Source organism: Microcoleus sp. S28C3 (assembly GCF_036700785.1).
Classification (GTDB): Bacteria; Cyanobacteriota; Cyanobacteriia; order Cyanobacteriales; family Microcoleaceae; genus Microcoleus; species Microcoleus asticus.
The window spans coordinates 6,020-29,303 of the sequence record NZ_JAUBPO010000038.1 but is presented as its reverse complement, the minus strand read 5'-3'; the positions used below and the strand labels follow the sequence as shown (position 1 = coordinate 29,303).

General features: G+C 46.5%; 17 protein-coding genes and 1 tRNA gene. 7 read left to right on the top strand and 11 right to left on the bottom strand.

Annotated features, from left to right (window positions below; translation table 11 throughout):
- The first annotated feature begins 290 nt into the window (after positions 1-290).
- Positions 291-2,759: an ATP-dependent Clp protease ATP-binding subunit gene (locus tag QUA13_RS13615; RefSeq protein WP_333199185.1), complete on the top strand. Its 2,469-nt coding sequence runs from the start codon at positions 291-293 to the stop codon at positions 2,757-2,759.
- 194 nt (positions 2,760-2,953) lie between these two features.
- Here QUA13_RS13615 and QUA13_RS13610 read toward each other — a convergent pair whose 3' ends face one another.
- The 8 genes from QUA13_RS13610 to gshA all read right to left on the bottom strand — a co-directional run bounded on the left by QUA13_RS13610 (position 2,954) and on the right by gshA (position 14,394).
- Positions 2,954-3,514, bottom strand: a complete 561-nt coding sequence (locus QUA13_RS13610; protein ID WP_333199244.1) for a Uma2 family endonuclease — start codon at positions 3,512-3,514, stop codon at positions 2,954-2,956.
- 122 nt (positions 3,515-3,636) lie between these two features.
- Positions 3,637-7,686 (bottom strand): hypothetical protein, encoded by a 4,050-nt coding sequence (locus QUA13_RS13605; protein WP_333199183.1) that lies wholly within the window; start codon positions 7,684-7,686, stop codon positions 3,637-3,639.
- 214 nt (positions 7,687-7,900) lie between these two features.
- On the bottom strand, positions 7,901-8,440 hold the full coding sequence (locus QUA13_RS13600) for a peroxiredoxin family protein (protein ID WP_172186298.1): 540 nt from the start codon (positions 8,438-8,440) through the stop codon (positions 7,901-7,903).
- A gap of 112 nt (positions 8,441-8,552) precedes the next feature.
- On the bottom strand, positions 8,553-9,152 hold the full coding sequence (locus QUA13_RS13595; RefSeq protein ID WP_333199181.1) for a peroxiredoxin: 600 nt from the start codon (positions 9,150-9,152) through the stop codon (positions 8,553-8,555).
- Between the two features lie 126 nt (positions 9,153-9,278).
- Positions 9,279-9,351: transfer RNA gene (locus tag QUA13_RS13590), tRNA-Met, on the bottom strand.
- Positions 9,352-9,489: 138 nt separating this feature from the next.
- On the bottom strand, positions 9,490-11,961 hold the full coding sequence (locus tag QUA13_RS13585; protein ID WP_333199179.1) for a peptidoglycan DD-metalloendopeptidase family protein: 2,472 nt from the start codon (positions 11,959-11,961) through the stop codon (positions 9,490-9,492).
- A 582-nt stretch (positions 11,962-12,543) separates the two neighbouring features.
- A complete protein-coding gene (locus QUA13_RS13580) occupies positions 12,544-13,005 on the bottom strand; it encodes a tRNA (cytidine(34)-2'-O)-methyltransferase (RefSeq protein ID WP_172186301.1) in 462 nt (153 codons plus the stop codon).
- 237 nt (positions 13,006-13,242) lie between these two features.
- On the bottom strand, positions 13,243-14,394 hold the full coding sequence (gshA, locus tag QUA13_RS13575; RefSeq protein WP_333199176.1) for a glutamate--cysteine ligase: 1,152 nt from the start codon (positions 14,392-14,394) through the stop codon (positions 13,243-13,245).
- A 485-nt stretch (positions 14,395-14,879) separates the two neighbouring features.
- Here gshA and QUA13_RS13570 point away from each other — a divergent pair, with 485 nt between their 5' ends.
- Positions 14,880-15,923 (top strand): AI-2E family transporter, encoded by a 1,044-nt coding sequence (locus QUA13_RS13570; RefSeq protein ID WP_333188826.1) that lies wholly within the window; start codon positions 14,880-14,882, stop codon positions 15,921-15,923.
- A 171-nt stretch (positions 15,924-16,094) separates the two neighbouring features.
- Here the strand turns inward: QUA13_RS13570 and QUA13_RS13565 are convergent, their stop codons facing one another.
- On the bottom strand, positions 16,095-16,910 hold the full coding sequence (locus tag QUA13_RS13565) for a cobyrinic acid a,c-diamide synthase (protein WP_333199173.1): 816 nt from the start codon (positions 16,908-16,910) through the stop codon (positions 16,095-16,097).
- A gap of 323 nt (positions 16,911-17,233) precedes the next feature.
- Between QUA13_RS13565 and QUA13_RS13560 the strand changes: the two genes are divergently transcribed.
- Positions 17,234-17,548 (top strand): Mo-dependent nitrogenase C-terminal domain-containing protein, encoded by a 315-nt coding sequence (locus QUA13_RS13560; protein WP_172186305.1) that lies wholly within the window; start codon positions 17,234-17,236, stop codon positions 17,546-17,548.
- 234 nt (positions 17,549-17,782) lie between these two features.
- Positions 17,783-18,646: an Npun_R2479 family HD domain-containing metalloprotein gene (locus tag QUA13_RS13555; protein WP_333199171.1), complete on the top strand. Its 864-nt coding sequence runs from the start codon at positions 17,783-17,785 to the stop codon at positions 18,644-18,646.
- Between the two features lie 51 nt (positions 18,647-18,697).
- Here the strand turns inward: QUA13_RS13555 and QUA13_RS13550 are convergent, their stop codons facing one another.
- Complete coding sequence (locus QUA13_RS13550) at positions 18,698-18,979, bottom strand: hypothetical protein (RefSeq protein ID WP_333199169.1); 282 nt, start codon at positions 18,977-18,979, stop codon at positions 18,698-18,700.
- A 3-nt stretch (positions 18,980-18,982) separates the two neighbouring features.
- On the opposite strand from QUA13_RS13550, the gene QUA13_RS13545 reads away from it, so the two are divergent.
- The 3 genes from QUA13_RS13545 (at position 18,983) to QUA13_RS13535 (ending at position 21,801) form a co-directional block, all read left to right on the top strand.
- On the top strand, positions 18,983-19,201 hold the full coding sequence (locus QUA13_RS13545; protein ID WP_333199167.1) for a hypothetical protein: 219 nt from the start codon (positions 18,983-18,985) through the stop codon (positions 19,199-19,201).
- A 270-nt stretch (positions 19,202-19,471) separates the two neighbouring features.
- The gene (locus QUA13_RS13540) at positions 19,472-19,684 is read left to right on the top strand and encodes a hypothetical protein (protein WP_333199164.1); all 213 of its coding nucleotides are present in this window, start codon (positions 19,472-19,474) and stop codon (positions 19,682-19,684) included.
- A gap of 191 nt (positions 19,685-19,875) precedes the next feature.
- Positions 19,876-21,801 (top strand): alpha-amylase family glycosyl hydrolase, encoded by a 1,926-nt coding sequence (locus QUA13_RS13535; protein ID WP_333199161.1) that lies wholly within the window; start codon positions 19,876-19,878, stop codon positions 21,799-21,801.
- Between the two features lie 123 nt (positions 21,802-21,924).
- On the opposite strand, the gene QUA13_RS13530 is transcribed toward QUA13_RS13535, so the two are convergent.
- Entirely contained in the window at positions 21,925-22,977 is a 1,053-nt protein-coding gene (locus QUA13_RS13530) for a glycosyltransferase (protein WP_333199158.1), read from the bottom strand.
- Positions 22,978-23,284 lie beyond the last annotated feature (307 nt).

Below are 23,284 nucleotides of genomic sequence, written 5' to 3'. Positions count from 1 at the left end.
AAAAATCAAGCTTTATTTACTCGAACAAGAATATAATTTATACATAAAATGATATTATTAATGGAATCAAGCCATTTTGCTACTATTATTCTCAATTAATATCCCACCGACAGCGGACGGCAACCACACCCCTACTATTCGGCTCTCCCCACTGTCCCTCCTCCCTTAGCAAGATACATTGTTAGAGAAGGAAATACACAAAAATTTACATCTATAATTTGTGTAGTGTTCCAAATCGCTCCTTACCAGCAGCGATACAGCCCTCGCCAAGACAGTAGGATAGAAAAAATATGTTTGAACGCTTTACAGAACAAGCCATTAAAGCAATCATGCTAGCCCAAGAGGAAGCGCGGCGCCTCGGCCACAATTTTGTAGGCACCGAGCAAATCCTCCTGGGACTCGTCGGCGAAGGCACTGGCATCGCTGCAAAAGTATTACTGGATATGGGCCTCAACTTGAAAGAGGCGCGCAATGAAATCGAAAATATCATCGGTAGGGGTTCCGGGTTCCTCCCGCCGGAAATTCCTTTTACGCCCCGCGTTAAGCGCATTTTTGAGACGGCGCTGAACGAAGCGCGGCAGTTAGGCCACAATTACATCGGCACCGAGCACATCCTGCTGGGGCTGATCCAAGACGACGAAGGGGTGGCGGGGAAGGTGCTGCAAAACTTGGGGATCGATCGCCAGAGAGTCCGCACGCAGGTAATTCGTGCCGTGGGAGAAGTGGCGGCGGTACCCGGAGGCAGGGGAGATAGCGGCGATCGCAAAACCCCGACTTTAGAAGAATTCGGCACAAACCTGACCAAGTTAGCCGCAGCCGGCAAACTCGATCCCGTGGTGGGCCGCGAAAATGAAATCGAGCGCGTGATCCAAGTGCTCGGCCGCCGCACGAAGAACAATCCAGTCTTAGTAGGCGAACCGGGAGTCGGCAAAACAGCCCTCGCCGAAGGCTTAGCCCAGCGGATTGTTAATAGAAACGTCCCGGAAATTTTAGAAGACAAACAAGTAATCAGCCTCGATATGGGTTCGCTGATTGCTGGTACCAAGTTCCGAGGCGAATTTGAAGAACGGCTGACGAAAATCATGGCCGAAATTCGCGCTGCCGGCAACATCATTCTGGTAATCGATGAAATTCACACCTTAGTCGGTGCAGGCGCAATTCAAGGCAGCATGGACGCCTCCAATATGCTCAAGCCCGCCCTTGCCAGAGGCGAATTGCAGTGTGTCGGCGCAACTACCTTGGACGAATATCGCAAGCACATCGAGCGCGACGCTGCCTTAGAACGCCGCTTCCAACCGATCAAAGTCGGCGAACCGAGCGTGGCTGAAACAATAGAAATATTGTACGGCTTGCGATCGGCTTACGAACAGCATCACAGACTGACAATTTCCGACGCAGCTTTAGAAGCAGCGGCCACACTGTCTGACCGGTACATTAACGATCGGTTTTTGCCAGACAAGGCGATCGACTTAATTGACGAAGCAGGTTCCCGCGTCCGCGTGATGAATTCACAAACCCCGCCCGAAGTTAAAGAGCTCAAAAAGCAACTGCCTGCAGTAACAAAAGAAAAAGATGCAGCAGTGCGCGAGCAAGACTTCGACAAAGCTGGAAAATTGCGCGATCGCGAATTAGAAATTGAAGCCGAAATCGCCGAAGCTACGATCAACAAAAGCCAACTCAAAACTTCTCCGATCGTCACCGAAGAAGACATCGCTCACATCGTGGCTAATTGGACGGGAGTACCGGTCAGCAAGCTGACAGAATCCGAATCGGAATTGCTGCTGCACATGGAAGATACTTTGCACCAGCGCTTGATCGGTCAAGAAGAAGCTGTCACCGCAGTTTCTCGGGCTATCCGCCGCGCGCGGGTAGGCTTGAAAAATCCCAATCGCCCGATCGCCAGTTTCATCTTTTCCGGCCCCACAGGCGTCGGCAAAACGGAACTTACAAAAGCCCTGGCAACTTATTTCTTCGGTTCGGAAGAAGCCATGATTCGGTTAGATATGTCCGAATTCATGGAACGCCACACGGTTTCTAAACTCATCGGTTCGCCTCCGGGTTACGTTGGCTACGATGAAGGCGGCCAACTAACAGAAGCAGTCCGGCGCCGTCCTTACACGGTCATCTTGTTCGACGAAATCGAAAAAGCTCACCCGGATGTCTTCAACATGATGCTGCAAATCTTGGAAGACGGCCGCTTGACCGATGCGAAAGGTCGGACAGTAGACTTTAAGAATACGCTGCTGGTGATGACATCAAACATCGGTTCGCGAGTGATTGAAAAAGGCGGCGGCGGTCTCGGTTTCGAGTTTACTGAAAGTGCCGCAGACGCGCAGTACAACCGCGTTCGCAGCTTGGTAAACGAAGAAATGAAACAGTTTTTCCGTCCCGAATTTATCAACCGCTTGGATGAGATTATCGTCTTCCGCCAGTTGAACAGGGAAGAAGTGAAGCAGATTGCGGACATTATGTTGCAGCAAGTCTTCAGCCGCTTAACCGAACAGGGTATTACTTTGTCGGTGACGGAACGGTTCAAGGATCTGTTAGTTACAGAAGGCTACAATCCCAGCTACGGTGCTCGACCTTTGCGCCGCGCAATCATGCGGTTGTTGGAAGATGTACTGGCTGAGGAAATGCTGTCTGGGAAGCTGAAAGAAGGCCAAAAGGCGATCGTTGATGTGGATGAAAACGGTCAGGTTAAGGTAGTGCCCGATGGTTCATCTGAGCCGAAATTGCCAGAATTCGCATTGAGCCATTAATGCACTCTACAAACGGATAAATACTGTTAATTAAAAACCCGGTTTCTCCGAGAAACCGGGTTTTTAATTAAATGAAACCAGTTTAAAAAAAGCAATTTTAGCCAAGCTCCAAATCCTTATATAATAAGTCATTTCCAATTCTAAAATCTAAAATCTAAAATCTAAAATCTAAAATGGTATGAGTTATGACTCTGTTATCCCAACACATTATCTACAGCAATTTCTACATCTGGAAAAGCTAGAATAGATAAAACCTGACCCCGCTGAAATCTTTGAATATTTTGGTATCCCGAGGGAGAAGGTTCGCGATAAACTACTACACATTGCTCGTTAATATCTACCAGCCAAACTTCTAAAATATTGTCTTCGGCATAAAGAGGAATTTTGATATTTCTGTCAGTTTCAGCGGTTGCATCCGCTACTTCCACAATTAGTAAAATATCCTCAGACTGAGGATGTCCCGATTCGTAAAAATCATCGCGCCGCCGCAGTAAAGAAATATCCGGTTCAGGTTCCGAGTGATCGTCCAATTCTACCGGATCTTGAACTCCAATGGTTACTCTCGATAATAAGCGGATATAGAATAACTCTGTCAGACGCTTGACATGAGATGTATGCCTTCTACCGACGGCGGCCATTTGAACAATTTCTCCTCGAATTAATTCAACTTTATCATCTTTGGTCAAGATGCCAGCTTCTATCATGTGATGATATTCTTTTACTGTAAATAACCGCTTGATTAACTGAGTTGTCATCATTGTTTCTTACAGGAATATTGAAGTTTTTGTCTGCGACCCATGTTTAATAATGTGATTATACTACATCGAGCAGTAGTCGTTCTGTAGGACAGGCATTGCCCGCCTTACAATCGACGAATCTAATCCCACGATTGTAATTGCACAACCCAATGCTGCACAAAAGCAGAAATGCGATCGCGCCGAGTTTCAAAAGTAGCAGCAATCCAGATAAACACAATCCCAAAAGCCAAACCAATCGCCCATTTAATCAGCGGAAAATCGAAGATTATAACCACCAACTGATAGAAAACATTGATTAAAAATACAGCCGTTCCCACAAACAAAAACGCCCGAACTCGCAGCGCCAAACCCGCTGCAATAGCAGCCAAACTAAAAGCTCCTGCAACTAAACCGTGGCTTTGCTGAGTCAAAAGAGGTATCCCGCAAATCAGCGCAGTTGCAACCATTCGCAGAGTGTGGCGCAGCGGTTTTTCTGCTGGTAATTTGAGAGTGCGATCGAACTGAGTAATGTAAAGTAAAGAAAATCCTAAAGGAGTAACATAAAACTCTGGCTGAGTCAATCCTATTTGCCAGAACCACCGCAGCATTATCCAGTCAATTATCGCCACACTGACATAGGTAAAACGAACTTCCTCCCTTTCCCAAGCCAGGAAAAAATAGAAGGTAGCAGCTATCAGCAAGCTAATCGGATAAAACTTAGCCGGACTTTCCAAAATAGTAACTATTGGAATCAGCGAAGCAATTACCTGCCAAGGTTTTTTTGACCAACCCCAGTTGTCCCAAGGCAAAATGTAAATGAAATAAGCTAATAGAGAAGCGAGGGCAACTTTCCAAGGCCCCAGCGGCCCGGAAATATACTTAACTAAAGGCGTATTGATCCAATAAAGCCGGATGCCAAAGGCTTCTAGCCAGCCCAAGTAAATCCAAATTTCTCCCCATTGGCGATCGAGATTATTTCGCCCTTGCAAGAAAGCATATTGAACTAATAAAGCACCAGTGACTAATCCTAAATTTAGGCCGGACTTAATATCATCGGCAGAAGCCCAAATTAGCAGCAAACTGCTCAAAACCCAGTGAAGGTGAGCAAATATTTTTAACTCTGCATTAGTTAAATGTAAATAATTGCTCAGCCAAGGAGATAAAATGCGATAGATATATGTTAAAGCTGTGCCGAGAGTTGCCAGGACAATTAAACCGTCGCCAAAAGCTCCTCCCGGTGTTTGAAAAAGTTGATACAGTAGCGATTCGTAAGCAGCAACGGACACACCAATTAACCCCAAATAAACCAAAGGTTTGAATTCTGGCTCCCGCCTACCAATGCCGATCGCAATTAAAGACGCACCCAACACAGTTAAACCAGTCCAATTCGCAAAAGTGTGCGATCGGAAAGTTAAACCCAATACCCCGTAAACCAAAGGTATAAAATGAATGCTAGGTAAATTTGTTCGATCCGGGTGGCGCCGCCGCCACCAATCCCCCAACAATTGAGTAAACAATCCGAGAGCAATATTAGCAACTGCCAAATTAATCGTAGTGCGATCGACAAAACTCAAACCGACTGCTGTCAACAACTCCAAACTCCAAGCCACAGCATAAATTGCCAGAGGCGAAAGTTGGCGTAAACTTCGGAAAATTATCGCAGCCATTATCACCAAAATAGCAGCCAAAACTTCAGTAGAGGGCGGCAAATTCAAGGTACTGTCTGCGTATAGTTCATAGGAATAAAAAGTAATAGTTGTTAACAGTAAGCCTGCAAGTAAGATTGCCCACCCATCTAAAGCTCGATCGTAAATTTCAGCTAATGGAAAAGGCTCAGGTAAACTCCTGGAAAAACGAACAATCATGCTGCGAAGCAACCACAGACACAAAATAGCGATCGCCCCGGCAATTCCCCAATCCCAACCCGACACAAAACCTAATTGATCGATCGCCGCAGCTACGAAACTCAAGCCAAACCCCACTCCAATCACAGCCGCTGGTATCTCGACTAAATAGTAAGTATTGACCAACATTAATCCGGCTGCCAAACCCAGACCAATTAACCGATATCCCGGAAAAATAAAAATTAGAACTTGTGCGAATATTAGGGCGATCGTACTAAAGGTACTGGCAACTTGTTTGTGAGGAACCTCAGTATATTTAGCAACAGCAGTCAAAGCCAAAGGAGTCGCCAGCCAGAGCAAACTCCACTGAGCACGATGAGTTGCAGTACCCGGAAGCACATAATTTTGCAACAAGATAAAGCTGAATCCTGCTAATACTAAGCCCAAATACCAGGAACTTTGGAACCATGCTGTGTGCCAGCGGAAAAATGCAGAGTTTTCTCGGGAATTTGCCGCTTTCATCCAGACAAAAAATACCCATTCACTCGCCATGAATATTAATAATATTGCTGACCAAATATTGGGTGTCAGGTTTGGGAAAAATAAGTCAATTGCCGAAGCGATCGCGCCTAAACCCATAATGTGAGTTATGGGAACCAAAATTGCCGGATTTCCCTGTTGTTCAGCCGCAGAAGCAGGCGTCGAAACTCGCCGGTAATTGTCGGGAATTACGTATTTCCAAGTTATCCAACCTAAAATTAAAGTAGAGATTAATAAATTGAGCGATCGCCAAAACGGATTGACTAAACTAATAACAGTTAAAACACTCCCTAAACCGAGAGCAAGGTTTTCGCCAAAACGGGCAAGTTGGAACTTTCGCTGGCGGTAGAGCCACTGCGCTGCACTTACCATTAAAATTAAATAAGGCAACAGCAGAACACCCCAAAAAGCCCAAGGAGTTTGCTGAGAGTTTGTAAGCTGAGTTAAAAATGCAACAAATTGTGTTTTAATCCCTAAAGGAAGCACTCGCCAAAACAGCCAAATACTCTGAAGTCCCACCGCCTCAAGCATTAGCAAATCAAACTCTTGCCAAAACCGCACTAAACGATTATAAAAAAACCAAAGAGCCAATCCGCTAACTGCGATCGCCTCTAGCGGAATGTCGCGAAAACAAACCAGGTATCCCAAACCCACCAAACCCATTCCCGCTAATTGCCAGTTAAAAAAGTTGCTGGGATTGGGCTGGTCGGATATATTGTTTTTGATAGTCCCAGATGCGAGGGGGTGCTGCCAATCCAGCCATGCTAAAAGCACGCCGCAGATTCCCAAAGCTAAACCCATTTCAGCGATATTTACATCCTTGACAAATATCGCCCGACCCAGTAAAATCCCTAAGGAATAAGCTACTAAAGCAGCTTTTTTGTAAGTCAGAAAATCTCTGCTCAAACTGAAAGCAGCAGCGAATGTTTCAGTATTTCCCGCGCGTTGGATAGATTGCAATCGTTGTTGCTGAACTTGATAAACTGTAGCAGCAGCAGTTCCCACTGTACCTAAATAGACCGCAGCTAGGGAAAAGCCAGCACTTCCCCACCCCCAGTGCAAATAACTCAATCCCAAGTGATTTAGGGCGATCGATCGAGCGATGTTTTTTCCTGAAAAGCTTTGGTATTGATCTTTTATAATCCGGGCAGTTATCCAACTCAAAATAAGTGCCGCTGCGATTGCTACCGCCCAGTCCCAAGGATACCGCCACAATCCAAAAGTATCCATTGCCCAAAAATTGATCGGCACTAGCAACAGCGTCACTTCTTGCAAAGTTTGAGCAGTCAAGTGCAAATTCTGCTGTCTGTTTGCCCAACTGCTAATCGCCCAAAAAGTTAAAGTATAAGCTAACAAAACTCCATATTGTCCGGCAGCAGGAAATCTTTCCCACTGACTGGCAGCTAAGACTCCTGAGGAGACAACTACCATGAACACTCCTAAAAACAACAGCCACACCACGCTAATTTCTGCCATTAGCGAGTGCAAAATTTGAGCGATCAAATTAGGGGTTTGAGTAGTTTCTGTAGGCGTAGCAACGCTTTCTCTGCTGCTAGGTAATGCTTGAGGCGTTGATAAGGCAGGTACTTTTGGCTCGTTCACAGGAGTAATCGGGCCCTCAATTTCAGAAATATCTACAGCGGGATCTCTGAGCGGGCAGACTAAATACTGCCGGCACAACTGCTCAACCTCGGCGGGCGAAAGCAAACCCAGCCGCAGCCACGCTTCTAAACCTGTTAACAACTCAGGATGCGACGCTAAGACGCTCAATTCAATTTTGCTCGATCGACCTTTGGGAGACGACATCGGCTTAAACTTGTACTAGGTACCTTCAAGCTATAGCCTAGATTAATGTCGAGCGAACATGACAACATTCCGCCATCCCAATTGGCACAATAAGTATTTATAACTAAAAAGCTGTAGCAGCCAGTGTCAACCCATGAAAAAATCCCGCTGATGCGCCTACACCAGCGTGCATCAGCGGTTAGAAACTCCCAATTAGGACACAGCACCCATCTTCTTACCGATCGACATATTGCAGCAAAGTGTCCACACTAGCATTGTGGTCTATGAAAGAAAACAAATGTTTGAAGAGGAGTTTTCCCTCTGCATCCAAAACAAACTGAGCGGGCAAAGGAGCACCTAAAGCCTGACCGACTTGATAAGCCCGAAACACTTGACAGCCGGGATCGGACAGCAGAGGCATTTTCAAGCCTAAATCTCTAACAACTATTTGGCTTTGGCGATCGTCGGTACTGGCAATCATCAATAATTCTATATTGCGATCGGCAAATTTTTCCCAGTTTTCATTCAAAGCTTTAATGTGAGGAAAACAGAAAGGGCAATATTGCTTTTCAGTAAAAATCCGCGTAAAAGCCAGAATTACTGGCTTATCGCCCCGATAATTCGACAGCCGTACCAACTTGCCATTATTAATATCCGGCAATTCAAAATCTGGCGTCCTATGTCCAAGCTTCAGAACATTAGTCGCCGGAACAGGCAATAAATTTTGGAAAAACCGCTGATTTAACAAGCCGCTAAAATTAGTAGAAGTCAGCATATTTCCTAATTGCGTAATTGCTCATTGCTAATTGGTAATTAAAAATCCGGTTAAATGAATGACTCTGCAGGTACGGACACGGCAGGGCCGTGCCCGTACAAATAGAATGTGCTTAAACCGCAGCAAAGAATACCTTAGACTTGACCGGATCGGGAGTCATAGTCTTGTCACCGGGCTGCCAGCCGGCGGGACAAACTTCATCGGGGTGAGACTGGACGTATTGGATAGCTTGCAGAGTGCGGAGAGTTTCGTCCACGTTGCGGCCGAAGGCAAGATTGTTGATAGTAGAGTGTTGGATGATGCCTTCTTTGTCGATGATGAACAGACCTCTGAGGGCAATCCCTGCTTCTGGGTCGAGGACGTTGTAGTCAGAACTAATTGTTTTTTTGAGGTCAGCAACTAAGGGATAGTTGAGGTCGCCGACACCGCCTGATTTGCGGTCTGTTTGTATCCAAGCGAGGTGAGAGAATTCGCTGTCAACGGATACGCCGAGCATTTCGGTATCGATTTTCTTGAAGTCCTCGAAGCGATCGCTAAATGCTGTAATCTCAGTCGGGCACACAAAGGTGAAGTCCAAGGGGTAGAAGAAGAGGACTACATACTTTTTGCCTTTATAGTCTGACAGCTTAACTGTCTTGAACTCCTGATCCACTACGGCTGTTGCTGCGAAATCGGGTGCAGCTTGACCAACCCGGAGGCATTCACTGGTCATAGATTTTGTTTCCTTTTTTACGAACTGTTACAAATATATCATACTCATAACGACTACAAGTATGTTGTAGAGAAATCAAAAAAACACGCTCTCAAAATTGAGAGCGCGGTTTTTTTGATTAAAGAATGGCTCAGGCGGGATTTGAACCTGCGACCTTGGGCTTATGAGTCCCCTGCGCTAACCACTGCGCCACTGAGCCAAATCTAGTTCACGATTTACTATCGTAGCACGCTAAGGCGAGCTATGTCTTGTTTTAAAACAACACTATTTCTAATAACTTCTAGTAAAAGTTATGAGTTTTGGTAATCATTCAAAACCCATAACTTCCGACCAGTCGTTACCGAGAAGCGCTGGACGCATCGTCGGGCAGAAAAGCCATTGGATTGATAGCACCCTGTCCGGCGGGATGGACTTCAAAGTGCAAGTGCGGCCCGGTACTAAAGCCCGTGCTGCCCATTTCGGAAATCTGTTCCCCTTGAGCGACTTTCTGACCCTTTTGCACCAAAATCCGGCTGTTGTGGGCATAGACAGTCTCAGTGCCGTCTGCATGGGTAATTTCCACCAGATACCCGTAGCCGCCGTCATTCCACTGAGCATAGGTAACCACCCCGTCAGATGCTGCCACAATTGGCGTGCCGATCGGCCCTGCAATATCAATTCCCTTGTGCATCCGTCCCCAGCGCCAACCGTAGCCAGAAGTCAGAACGCCCTTAGACGGCCAAATAAACCCGTTAGCCGACTGTTTGCCGTTAGGCAGATAAGTCTCAGGGCTCGAAAGCGGAGGCAGTTCTGGAGAAACCATGCGTCCCAAAGACGGGTTGCTTAGGGGATCGTAACCGTCGGCCCCCATAGGAGCAGTTGCTACCACAGGCCGCTGCTGAGCAGAGGTCGGCGTCAGGTTGATCGGTTGCAGTTCAGCTGCGCGAGCGGGGTCTAAACGCTCTTGCTGCTGCTTCTGAACCTGCTCAGACCAGGCTCTCGATGGCGGTCTGCTGATTTCATTCTGCACCGCCTCAGTATAGTCGGGGGTGTAGAGATATGGATTTACACTTGGCATATCCTCAGACGGGTTGACCGAGGGCCCGTCCGTTGGAGTCAGGGACACCGCATTGGCGCCGATCGAATTGCGCGAGGCACGATATTCCTCTCGCAGCCTGACAACTTCTGCCCTCAAGCGTTCGGAATAAGGGTTGAGAGCTTCTGCGGTAGGGAGAGCCTCCGAATTCGACTCTGGTAAAGCGCTAGTTGGATAGGCATTTGAAGCCTGAGCGCTAGTATTTGGCACGAAGCCGATCGCCTGCGGGTATTCTCCCGTAGCGATAGCGGTAGCAGTTGCACTGGCTGGCATTGGCAGGGCACTGGTATCAACTGCACCTGTAAAGGTTGGTTCGCCTTGAAGATCCAGCTTCCCGGGGTCGCTAATGGTTTGGGAAACTTGAGTTAGCGGAATGCTATTAATTTGGGGAACCATCGGCGCTGAAATATTGTTCAGACCTTCCAAGTTCGCCAGGGGAGAGACAACCGGCACTGTGGACGCGGGCGATCCAACGCCAGCACTGGCTATTTCCGGGGTAGACGAGCTGGGGTTCAAAGATGCGGGAACCGAAGCCGCAGACCATACAGATGTAGAGTTGGAGGCAGAATAAGAGGCTGCCGCCTGCACCGCTGGATTATTTAACCCAACTTGGGGAATTTTCAGCCGTTGATTGACGTTCAGCAAGTTGGGGTTGCCGAGCTTGTTGGCAGAGATCAGCTCTTTGGGTGATACGCCGTGACCTTTGGCGATCGCATCTAGCGTATCTCCCGGACGCACGCTGTAGAGTACCCCAGCCGGCGCGGCGGTACTTCCTGCAGGGGTGACGAGCACAGCCGAAGGCAAACTCGGTGTTGCCAGAGACTGTTCAATTGACTCGAATGCTCGATCGGGCGATGTTGCTTGACCGACCCCGGCATTGGGAATTACAGGTGTCGTCCCGAGATCGGGAATAGTTGTCTGAGTTGCAGAGCCGGGGGATGCCAGCGTCGGTGCTGACTCCGGCAAAGATGCCGCAGGTGTAGATAAATTTGCTCCCCCTTCATACCCTAACAGCGCCCGACCAGATTCTGTGGTGCGGTTTTCCTGTTTTTTCAAACTGTCGATCGCCCCGTCTGCGTTCGGGATGTCGATCGAACTTTGTTCCGGTACCGCCGTGACCAGCGGGGTCGCTGCGGTTGATGGCTGCGCTGTCAGGGCAGCACTATCCAACGGCTCGGAGCCAGCCAGATTTAACTTTTCTTCGGGATTGACCGCCGCTGCGCGCTCTAGCGAAGCCACGGCGGAGTCGGCGGCGTTCTGTTGTGGCGCGGCTCCCGGAGCCATAGGAATTGTCAGTTCTTGACCAACTTGGAGTAGGGTATCGGGTTTGATGTCGTTAGCAGTTGCTAGTGCCAACGGTTCAACTTCATAATCCCGAGACAGCTCCCAAAGGCTTTGCCCCTGCTGCACATTAACCGTCACTGGGTCAGAAGGCGGTCCGGGCTGTTCGGCCCTGGAACCATCAACTTGTGCGGAGGTAGCGGGCCCGTTGGCCGAGACTGGCTGTACTTCAGCGGTGGATTCAGATGTCGGTGCGAGTTCAGACGCGCGAGCGCTGTCTCCATTTCTCGGTAGCAGGATGCCAGAAGCACCTACCGATATTGCCAGCCCGATCGTGGCGAGAGAGCGAACTCTGCCTGTGCTGAGCGTTGTCTGTTTGGACGGTTCCGCAGAACCGTCTTTGTCGATTTCACTAGCCTGAACAGGCTTGATTTGGGGATATGTTCGTTTCAAAAAAACGACCTCCTACTGAGAAGCGCTAACTGTCCTTGGAAACACTCAAGGGGATCGCATGACGCTGAATTTAAATCAACAAGCAAAAATATTCTGATTGTTGACAGCTATCATGCTTAGGCCAGATTACCTTGCTTTTTTAATTTAGACAAGCTCAAACCGTCAGAAATTTTGAAATTCTCGGTCAAACCTGCTGCAATTAACCCCAAAACCCTTACACTGCAATAGCTGGAACGAATACATAAAATCTTCGTTCCGGTAAGGCTCTGAACTCTTACCTATTATCCGACTTTATGCTAATTTCCGGACAGGCTACAACCGTATATTTACTAGATATAGTGTTCAGACCCAAGCTGGTGCTCGCTGACGCCCTAAATCGCTAAAATCCTCTGTTTTTGTTGCTGAATCCTCTTGCGAGTAATTTGGTGTTGCTGATAACAATCTGTTTTTGAATGAATAAAATATATTAATCTCAGCTATCTAGATTTTCACTGCTTTGATACAAATTTCTTATATAAAAAATGAGATTTGGCAGCCTCCGGCAGCTATTAAATATCTATATATTTATGTGTTGATAATGATTTATCCCAGCTCGCCCAACTGTCGTTTAGCCTCAAATAAACCTACAGCGGCGCTGACGGAGAGGTTCAAACTCCTGACTCCAGGCTGGCTCATAGGAATAAAAACTGTGGCGTCACAGGCATCTAAGACGAATTGGGGAATGCCTACAGTTTCCGAGCCAAACATCAGCCAGTCGCTGACCTGAAATTGGAATTGCGCGTAACTGTATCGCCCGCCAGTGCTGAATCCGATCGATCGCCCCCCGCGCTGCTGCCGACAGGCCAGAAAAGCCGCTAAGTCTTCGTGGCAGTGGAGATTGACGTAGGGCCAGTAATCTAAGCCGGCCCGTTTCAGGTAGCGATCGCTAATTTCAAACCCCAGGGGGCCAACTAAATGCAGTTCCGTGCCTGTGGCAGCGCAAGTGCGGGCGATATTGCCAGTGTTCGGGGGGATTTGCGGGTGAATCAAGACAAGTTGGGGCATGAAGCTAATTAAAAGCAGTAAATACAGGAAGTGGGAAATTTATAGAACTATCCAAAGGTAGATCTACCTATAGCTTTTATTTATAACCTTTGTCGAGCTCCATTGATTAAATATTCTGATTGCTTTTTGGGCAACGATCTGCAACTTTTTTGCGAGGTTCCGGCTATTTCTATTATTGGCTGAGTACGCATAGCCAGGGGGCTAGTGAAAGCCCCCCTTATAATAACGGCGGGTACTTCAGGCAACTAACTGGGCGCACAAGTTGTCTTCGAGCTCCCATTCTTGGTGAGCCATGCCATTAATCCCTTGCAGAATAATACTGCGGGTGTCCGAACCGCCCTCGTGCAGCTTCAACCACTGCTGGGCGGTATTACCTTCCCGGAGAATCTTTTTGAGCGGCGAGAGAAAGCAGCTAAAGCCTCGTTTTTTGGCGATCGGCCAGACTTCTCGGTAAATTTCCTCAATCCAATCTCGTGCCAGAATAGTTCTGCCGTCTTGCCAGTGGGTGAGTTCGGCATCCAAACTTTGCCGGGATGCAGCAATTTCGTTGGCGTCTGTGAGGGCAACTAAGTCTTGGTTGCGGGTGGCCGCGGGTAAGGTGCTGAGTTCTAAGGGGTCTAAGCTGGGGTCTTCCATCATCTGCCAAATGCGAGCTTCTAGTAAGGCAGTGATGGCCAACAAAGCCAGAGGATTTACTTCGAGGTCGCAAATTCTCAGTTCCAGGCGGTTGAGACAGTAGGGTCGGCGATCGCCATTGGGTCGCACGGCAGACCACAAATGGCGGACGTTTTGCATGGTACCGAGTTCTAGCTGTTCTTCAGTCCACTGGATGTAATGTCTGTGACTTTCAAACAGGGGGACGATGGCAGGAGTTTTGGGAAACAAACCCCACCTAGTGGAATGATAGCCCGTGACTTCGCCGTCTAGGAAGGGGGAAGAGGCGCTCATGGCAAGGTACAGGGGTGCTTCGACCCGGGCGAGGCGGATGGCGCGCATCAGCATTTCTGGTTGGGAGATGCCGATGTTAATGTGAATGCTTGCGGTGACGACTTTGGTGCCGTAGGTTTGCTCGATGTAGGTGTGGTAGGGGTTGTTGGGATCGGATCTGTAAAATCGATCGCTCCCCCCGAGAGACAAGGTACTTCCCGGCAGCAAGGTATAGTCGCCCAATTGTTTGAGATACTCGCGCAGCCGGACTCGCGGCTTGACTAAGGCGCACAGCAGGCGATCGTAGCTGCACAGCGGGGCGGTCGTGTACTCCACATTGCGGCTATCAGGCTCCCGCACAAATCCCTCTAGATCGGCAACTATGCGATCGGAGAGACCGACCACCTCACCTTCGGGAGTGCCGGTATACATTTCTACTTCAAAGCCTTTTGATAGCAGCACGTTTGTTCCTCAGCTAAGTTGAGTGCTAGTTTCTAGTATCCCAAAAATTGACCTGTTCATACTATCTTCCACGAGGCAGAGTTGAAATTTTTCGCGGCTGACACCGAAACCGGGTTTTTCGACGCCAGCAAATTTGAGCGTTTGTGTGTTAGTTGCGATCGGGCTGCCGCGACAAATACTGCCACCGCAAAGAGTTTACGAGGCGGTTTTAGAGTCAGAAAGAGTTTTTGTGCGATCGCGGGCGTGTTTCATTCAGCATTCGTTACGATCCCACGTATGGTGAAGAGAAGCCACCCCTGCCTCAGACAGAAGTTAGAAAGCACTGCCTACTGCCTTCCTTCTAGCTTCTTCCTTCTGCCCTCTTCCTTCTTCCTTCGACATCTGTTTTCTGCCTTGAGGGGGATAGCCGCATATATATCTTTAGTGCGATTCTAAAAGATCACTCTGCAATATTTTTGAGCTATTATTAACCCCTAGAAATCCCTGTGAAAGAGCCAGAAAGAACTCCTCCCAATTTTTGGAATATGCTAAGCAATTTAGTCTTAGTCCGGTTTTTGCTTTTATTTGCTACAGGTTGGGCTGGACTGCAACTTTTAGCTTACTTTGAAACTGCAGTCGCGGTTTTCACGATTGCTGCACTCGTGGCTTTTTTACTCAACTATCCGGTGCGAACTCTCCAGAGATTTTTACCGCGAAGTTTAGCTGTCGCCTTCGTTGTCTTGCTCACCATTTTAGTTTTTGGCGGTCTCACCGTCACCGTAGGCGTCACTCTTTTATCTCAAGGGCAGCAATTAATTGACAGCATGACTGAATTTGTGAATGCTCTGGCGCCTCTGTCCGAGCGCATCGAAGCATTCCTGCGGGCGAGAAACCTACAAGTTAATCTGCGAGTTATTGAGGAACAACTGCGAAATCAAGCTTTGGCTGGAGTTGTATCGAGTATTGCTTTTTTACAAGTATTTTTAACCAATTTATTGAATTTAATATTAATTATGGTGGTGGCTTCTTTCATGTTACTTGATGGAGAGAGGCTCTGGCTGTTGGTTCTCAAATTTATACCCAGACACCTGCACAGGCGTTTAAGTTTAACAATAGAGCGAAACTTTTTAGGATTTTTTCAGGCACAAATTCTGTTAATGTTATTTTTGACAACAGCAAGCTTTTTAATTTTCCTGCTATTAGATGTGAGATTTCCTTTAATTTTAGCATTTATTATCGGATTGTTTGATTTAGTTCCGGGGATCGGAGCCACGCTGGGAATTAGCTTAGTGTGTTTTATTGTATTGTCTCAAAATGTGTGGCTAGCTTTAAAAGTCTTGGCAGCTTGCATTGTTTTGCAGCAAATTCAAGACAACTTTATTCATCCGAGACTCATGCAAAATTCGCTTAACCTCAATCCGGTAGTGGTGTTTTTTGCACTGTTAGTAGGCGCAAGATCGGCAGGACTTTTAGGCATATTTCTGGCTATTCCGCTAGCGGGAGTGATAGTTAGCTGGTTTGAAATTGAAGAAATGCAAGCGGAAGCTTAATTGATATATAGCAATCCTTTTTATATCAAATCCGGCTGAAAAGCCAGGTTTTAAGCAGCAGGCTAGAACCCCAATGCTTGAAAAACTATCCTTTGCGTAACGCCCAAGTAAAAGTAAAGAGAAAAAAGCAACGTAGGATGCACAGCTCCCTGCGCACCTTACTGCGTAAATTCAATGAATAAATTGCAAGTCAGTAGGAAATCTTTCTTCTTCTGGTTCTGGATCGTAAATGTAATCGCAGTCAAAACGCAGAGATTGAGCGTGGAGGCTGATGGAAAATCCGCAGTAAGTAACCATTTCTGTAGAAAAAGTGGCCATGACCAACTCAATCAGTTTTTTGTAAGAAATGTTAGGCTGTTGAACGTAATAGGCACGTCTGGCAAAAAATATTCTCTCATCTTTAGGTACAATTATGGCATTAATTTTGTGTGCGTGTTGAATCGGCTTGATATAGGTTTCAATAAACTGCGACTGATTTTTTTGCAGTCTCGCTAATCTTTCGTGTTGCAACCAAGTCATTTGAAACACAATTTTAATAAATTCAAAGCCCAAAATGTAGTTAAAAACATTATTGCGTTCTTCTGTACTCAAGACGAAGCGGAGTGCAGATTCTAAATATTGGTCAGTTTTTCGGCACGCTTGTTGAGCTGAGTGAATATAAAATTGTTTGATGTAGCTTCTTAAATCTGATTCGTTTAATTCTTTTTTGACTCTAAATCTGATTAAATACTCTTTTACTCGGTGTAGAGTATCTACATCTTCAAACATTTTTGAGACTAAACCGTCTGCTGTGTAATCATCTAAAAATTCTGCTTGCAAGTCTGGAGTAGAGGCGCACAATATGTAGCAGAGGGACAAGACATAGCGCCGCTGGTTCCAAGGCAAGCTTTGGGCCCACTCTTTAACTTCTAGAGGAAGTTTTTCCAGCATGATATCTGTGTGTCGGCGTTGAGCAAGGTCGGCACATCTATTTTTGTCTTGAATCATTGCCTGATACCTTTATCAGTAAGTAGACAGAGTACTATATCGCAGATGATGGGAGGGGGAAGCTGCGACCGAGGGTTACAAGTTATTCTGTCATATTTTATTGCCATCTATCTAAATATACATTCTGTAGGGAACAGGGGGCGTGATCTGTCTCACACTTTGGCAAATTTTAAATCACAAATGGTAATTCTTCGCATCACATTTTGGGTCAACGAGTGTCACGCATAAAACTAATTCACGTCACGCGAGCAACGGCGGGTTTCGCTGATGATTAAGAAGGGTGATTCATAACTCTTTGTTAGTAATGATTACTGAGGTTAATTATGAACTCGACTACAAGTATTTTTCCTAAAAATCAATGCCAACACTTAAGTTTTGGCGATCGCCTCGTCCAACCAGTGCGACAGTGGCTCGATCGCATTGCAGTGGGAGATCCGCAAGTAGCTCGGTGGTTGTGCCAACTTATACCAGCACAGTGTCCTTTTGAGAGAGATATCCAGCTATTGGGACATCATCTTTTCCACATACCGCCTATGTGCAAGCTGAATCCTGTGTATGAAGAATTAGTGGGGTTGCGTTTTCGGTCGCTCTCCTTTTTAGCTGACGTATGCGGGGAAGATGTAACGCCGTACTGCTGATTGAGGGGTGTCATACCTCGATCGCCATTGATGTGAATTGTGTACGGGGTGCGTGAAACTGCTAGTTGTGCGATCGGTAATTTAAGTCATTATCGTTGATAATAGCACTGGATGCCTCTCAATAGGAGCAGGCATCCATCGTCGCGGTTAAGCCAAAATAATATCAAACGGTAACAGAAAAAACAATTATTATAAAAATAATTTAACAAGCTACTTTGGCACAGGGAAATGAATATGTTTAACGCAAATGAACTGCTAATTAAGGCTTTTGTAAATCGGCTGATTGAAGGCTACCGCCATACCTACGGCGGGTTCAAATATGACTATGCCGAGATTATTGCTTGGGTAGCAAGTATGGCTTTGGAAAATATTGCTAATAGCGATGCTCTTTACCACAATGTGGAACACACTATTTTAGTGACCTTGGTGGGACAGGAGATTCTGCGCGGCAAACACATCCGCGAGGGAGGTGTTTTATGTGAACATTGGCTGCATTTCCACATTGCTTTGCTGTGTCACGATATCGGGTATGTGAAGGGGGTTTGTCGGCAAGATAGAACTGATTTGAGACTGTATGCAACGGGGATAGAGGATTTGCAAGTGAAGCTACCTCCGGGTGCGACGGATGCGAGTTTGACTCGTTATCATGTCGATCGGGCAAAAATGTTTATTGACGAGCGTTTTGGCGGTCACAAACTGATTGATGCTGAGCTGGTTAAGCGTAATATTGAGCTGACTCGTTTCCCGGTTCCTGCGGATGAAGATTATCAAGATACTGCGAATTATCCGGGTTTAGTTCGCGCTGCTGATTTAATTGGTCAGTTGAGCGATCCGCGATATTTGCAAAAGATTGCTGCGCTGTTTTACGAGTTTGAAGAGACTGGGCAGAATCGGGTTTTGGGCTATCAGAATCCGGGGGAGTTGCGGGATGGTTATCCAAAGTTTTATTGGAATGTGGTTTATCGGTATGTAAAGGATGCGATCGGCTATTTGGAACTGACGCAGCACGGGAAACAAATTGTTGCTAATCTGAGCGCAAATGTTTTCCGGGTGGAGCATTCGGATGTGCGAGAGTCTGCGGTGGCTGTAGTTAGCTAGGGTTTGGGCAGATGTAGGGCGATCGATCTTTTTTGGGATACGTAGGTCGCTCTAGCTAAATGTAAAATGTTCTTCTTTTAGATCCCTGCACCTCTTAAAGAAGCCGGGGTTCTGCGTATCCTGTTTTTTTAGCCGTTGCTCACTTAAATCCTGTTGATATTGCAGTGCTAAATCTTCGATGAGTTCGACCATGGCGCGAACCACAGGCATTTTAGTGATAATTTCGCTCCAATACCACTGTCCGTTAGGATTGAGTTCGATAAAGTAGAGGGTGTCATCCTCGTCGCGAATGATATCGAATGCACCAAAATTTAAACCAAACTTGTCAAACATTTGATGAAGTTTGTTGAGGCAGTCGATCGACCATTTGTCGAGAACGTAAACGAGTTTTTCCGGTTCGGTAACGCGCCCATCCAAAGTCACATCTGCATCATTGGTATTCGGCTCAGTGAAATCTGTGAGTCACCTCAAGAGTCGCCTGAATTTTTGCGGGGAAAGCAGCAGGCTAAAATAGAGGCGATTACTCGCTTGCAAGCAATAGGATTGAGCGATTAGCAAATCGCGCAATGCTTGGATATGACGCTAGAAGAGATTCGACAAGTCGATTTGACAGAAGAGAATATAAGTAGTCGGTAGGCTGTGCGATGTCCATGTCAACCTCTGATATGATTCCGCTCAATTACTCGTAATAAACAGTCTTTGTAGTGAGGACTTTAGCCTTCAGATTATGAAGACTAAAGTCCTCACTACAAACCAATTTTATATACTACTGCATAGCAAGGGTAAAGGAATACAGCAAGGAATACAGCAAGAAAGGAACGGGGAATGAGAGAAAAGGCTCTGGAAATTCCTAGGCAGCTTCTCCATATACTCGACAATCAAACAATCAGTCAAACTAACGGTTTGATAGTTGAAGATATCCCAAATTTGCCAGAGGAATTAAAGGAAGGTAAAAAGTACGATCGCAAAATTACTCTACCTTTTCTCTTTAACAGGCTGAGACTGGTAGCGCAGGTTTTTGACGCTCTGGCTCTTTGATTGAGAATTACGCTAAATATTAACTCTCATCCAACTAATGCTTAAGGATGGGTCTGCCCTCTCTCTAAAGGAAGATTCCATTAAACGAGTAAATTCCGTATGATGCTGTAAAAGTCAGTCAGAGGAGAAAGCAATCTCCGACTCTAGCTCCGAATAACTGACCAATCTTACAATATAAAAAAATACATCTCATGACACCAGTCAGTCCCAATCAAACTTCCTCTCAATACGAAGTTAGCGAACCAGACAAAAAAATTGAGTCTCTGGTAGAAGAAGTTAAGCCAGAAAGCGAACTCGATTTAGAATTCCTCTACACCAGAGACATTGAATTCCGACAAGAAACAATTTATTTCCTTGTAGTCGATCGCTTTTACGACGGGGACCCCACAAATAACGAAGGCCCAAACCCAGAACTTTACGATCCAGAAGGCAAAGATTGGGGCAAATATTGGGGCGGCGACTTGCAGGGAGTTATCGACAAACTCGACTACTTAAAAGATATGGGTGTTACCGCAGTTTGGCTGACTCCGCTGTTCGAGCAAGTAGAAGCATTATTTGTCGAACAAGCTGCGATTCACGGCTACTGGACTAAAGATTTCAAGCGACTAAATCCCCGTTTTATTGCCAAAGGCGACAATCCTTCTGTCAACCAAACACAAGAAACCAAAGATACCGTATTTGACAAATTAGTATACGAGTTGCACCAGCGAAACATGAAACTCGTGCTCGATATTGTCTGCAATCACAGCAACCCAGATTTTAGTGGCAAAAAAGGGGAACTCTACGACGACGGCGTAAAAATAGCTGATTTTAATGACGATGCAGATAACTGGTATCACCACTACGGCGAAGTCAGAAACTGGGAAGATGAATGGCAAGTCCAAAACTGCGAACTGTCCGGTTTAGCAACTTTCAACGAAAACAATATTGCCTACCGCAATTACATTAAATCAGCAATTAAACAATGGCTAGACAGAGGTGTTGATGCTTTGCGGGTTGATACAGTCAAGCATATGCCTATTTGGTTTTGGCAGGAATTTAATGCTGACATTTTAACACACAGACCTGATGTTTTCATTTTTGGCGAATGGATTTATAGCGACCCTAGAAACGATCGTTCTGTGGAATTTGTCAACGAGTCGGGGATGACTATTTTAGATTTTGGTCTGTGCGTGGCAATTCGAGAAGTATTGGGAAAGGGTGCTGAAGCGGGATTTAGCTTAGTCCAAGATGTACTGGATCTGGATCACCGCTACTACGGGGCGACGGAGTTGATTACTTTTATTGACAACCACGATATGCCGAGGTTTCAGTCGTTGAATCCCGATCCAGAAATGCTGCGGTTAGCCATAGGTTTCATTATGACTACTCGCGGCATTCCCTGCATTTATTACGGCACCGAACAGTATCTGCACGATGATACCGAAGGGGGAAATGACCCTTACAACCGCCCGATGATGGAAAAGTGGGATATTGATTCGCCGATTTACCGAGATGTGCGGTTGCTGTCTGGATTGCGGCGGCTGAATCCAGCTATTTCGATGGGGAGCCACTGGCAAAAATATCTAACTCCTGATGTTTATTGTTACGTGCGCCGCTATCGCGATTCTGTGGTGTTTGTAGCGATGAATCGCGGCAATGCTGTTACACTTGAAGAGGTTGATACTGAGCTGCCTGATGGAGAGCATACGGAGGTTTTATCGCGCCGCAAGTTTGAAGTTAAAGACGGGATGCTGTACAATTTAGAGTTGGGTGCGCGGGAAGTAATGATTTTTAGCCGCGTCGGAGAGCGAGTTAAGGCGACAACGATTGTGCGGGCGCAGCTTAACAGCGTTAAAACTCAGCCTGGGGAAAGAATTGTGGTGATTGGAGATTGTCCTGAATTGGGGAATTGGGATATTAGTAAGGCTTACCCGTTGGAGTATATCAATACTAATACTTGGTTTGGGGAAATTCCTTTTAATGAAAGTGCGGGAAAGTTGATTTCTTATAAGTACGTCCTGCTACGGGAAGGACTGTCGCCGCTGCGAGAAAATCTGGTTTGTCGCCGCTGGGTTTTAGTTTCGGAAGGGACTGTGAAATGGCGGGATAAGTGGGCGAGTGGACGCGAGTCGTGATTTTTAATCAACAGGCTTTCCGGCCTGTTTTACCAGTTTTTAATGAACAGGCAAGATGCCTGTTCCACAACCAAGTTTCTGTTTTGTGGAACGGGCAGGATGCCCGTTGCTGATATTACGAGTTTAGAGCGATCGCAGCTTCTGGGCCAAAACATCGACATAAGGTTCGCTGCTGTGCTGGTTCACAACCATTTCGTAGCCCCGCTGCGCTTGAGATTCAGCTTCTTGAGGATTTTTTAGCAAATGGACCATCGCCTCGCGCAAACCTGCTGCATCTCCCACATCTACAACTTTGGCAATATCCGGGGCCGCTAAATAATCGACCATACCTTGAGTCCGAGTAATGACAACGGGCCGCTTGCAGGCCATTGCTTCCAGCAAACCCTGCACTCCAGCAGCATATTTATTGTCGACCAAACAAACTGCTATTACGTCTGCATCGCGGTAAAGCTGCACTAAATCCGGCCATTCGTAGAACTTGCGGGACATATTTTCTGGCATAGTATCGGGGAAAGCTTGCGATAAAGCTTTGGCATCTTTAGAAAAACCGCTAATTTTTACGTCAACATCTAAGTCAGCAGTTGCTGCTGCTAAGAGTCGGTAGTCGCGCTTTTCTAATCCGACACTAACAACCGTTTGCCGCTTTTTCTCGCCAGAAACGGGGCCGGGTGTGAAAAACTGGGTGTCTGTCTGGTCTAGATGCACTAAAATCCGGGATTCAGGTAAAGCTAAATAACTGCGGAGGAAGTCAGTTTGAGGGCTGGCGCAAGCCATGAACACGTCAATTTTGTCAGCCAAACCAAATAGTTTCAGGGCGACGCGGCCGCGCAGCCGATCGATATTGTGGAAATGTACAACAATTTTCGGGCGATCGGGCAATTGACCGCAAACCGCCGCCATTGGAATCCCAATGTCCTCGCCGTTACAAAATATCACGTCGTCGCTGCTGACTTGCTCGGACAATTTGCGCGCGGCGGCCCAATGTTCGGGTTTAGAAGAAATTTTCGATCGCAGCTTGTCACTCAACGATATCGCTTCGCCATCCGGGGCGTGAACGGTGGCATTTAAGCTCTCTCTGAGGGCCCGCAGGACGTGGCGAGGGCATTTGCCGAGTTGTGCATCGCGGTCAATTCCATCTAGGTCTATTTTGCGACCTAATGCCAAATGGTATTTCAAACTATTCTCCTTATATTTATGCTGGTGCTGGCACAAATTATCTAACCTCAGAAGATTCTATCCTCTGCTGTTGAAAGTGCTGGTGCGATCGATCAATTTTAGATTTTAGATTTTAGATTTTAGATTTTAGATTTGACTCTACAGATGAATCTGGGGGGTTGTCGCTAATGTCTAAATTTTTGTGAGTTCCACCAATCCTTTCTGGGGCTTGTATCGCAACGGCGCTGGTCGATTTTAGATTTTAGATTTTAGATTTTAGATTTGACTCTACAGATGAATCTGGGGGGTTGTCGCTAATGTCTAAATT

Bases quoted from the DNA above. Each gene is read 5' to 3' on its own strand.
- QUA13_RS13615 (WP_333199185.1), top strand. From the start codon at position 291: ATGTTTGAACGCTTTACAGAACAAGCCATTAAAGCAATCATGCTAGCC.
- QUA13_RS13540 (WP_333199164.1), top strand. From the start codon at position 19,472: ATGAGAGAAAAGGCTCTGGAAATTCCTAGGCAGCTTCTCCATATACTC.
- QUA13_RS13555 (WP_333199171.1), top strand. From the start codon at position 17,783: ATGTTTAACGCAAATGAACTGCTAATTAAGGCTTTTGTAAATCGGCTG.
- QUA13_RS13610 (WP_333199244.1), bottom strand. From the start codon at position 3,514: ATGACAACTCAGTTAATCAAGCGGTTATTTACAGTAAAAGAATATCAT.
- QUA13_RS13535 (WP_333199161.1), top strand. From the start codon at position 19,876: ATGACACCAGTCAGTCCCAATCAAACTTCCTCTCAATACGAAGTTAGC.
- QUA13_RS13550 (WP_333199169.1), bottom strand. From the start codon at position 18,979: ATGTTTGACAAGTTTGGTTTAAATTTTGGTGCATTCGATATCATTCGC.
- QUA13_RS13580 (WP_172186301.1), bottom strand. From the start codon at position 13,005: ATGCCCCAACTTGTCTTGATTCACCCGCAAATCCCCCCGAACACTGGC.
- QUA13_RS13560 (WP_172186305.1), top strand. From the start codon at position 17,234: ATGAACTCGACTACAAGTATTTTTCCTAAAAATCAATGCCAACACTTA.
- QUA13_RS13545 (WP_333199167.1), top strand. From the start codon at position 18,983: ATGAAGTTTGTTGAGGCAGTCGATCGACCATTTGTCGAGAACGTAAAC.
- QUA13_RS13605 (WP_333199183.1), bottom strand. From the start codon at position 7,686: ATGTCGTCTCCCAAAGGTCGATCGAGCAAAATTGAATTGAGCGTCTTA.
- QUA13_RS13565 (WP_333199173.1), bottom strand. From the start codon at position 16,910: ATGATTCAAGACAAAAATAGATGTGCCGACCTTGCTCAACGCCGACAC.
- QUA13_RS13600 (WP_172186298.1), bottom strand. From the start codon at position 8,440: ATGCTGACTTCTACTAATTTTAGCGGCTTGTTAAATCAGCGGTTTTTC.
- QUA13_RS13595 (WP_333199181.1), bottom strand. From the start codon at position 9,152: ATGACCAGTGAATGCCTCCGGGTTGGTCAAGCTGCACCCGATTTCGCA.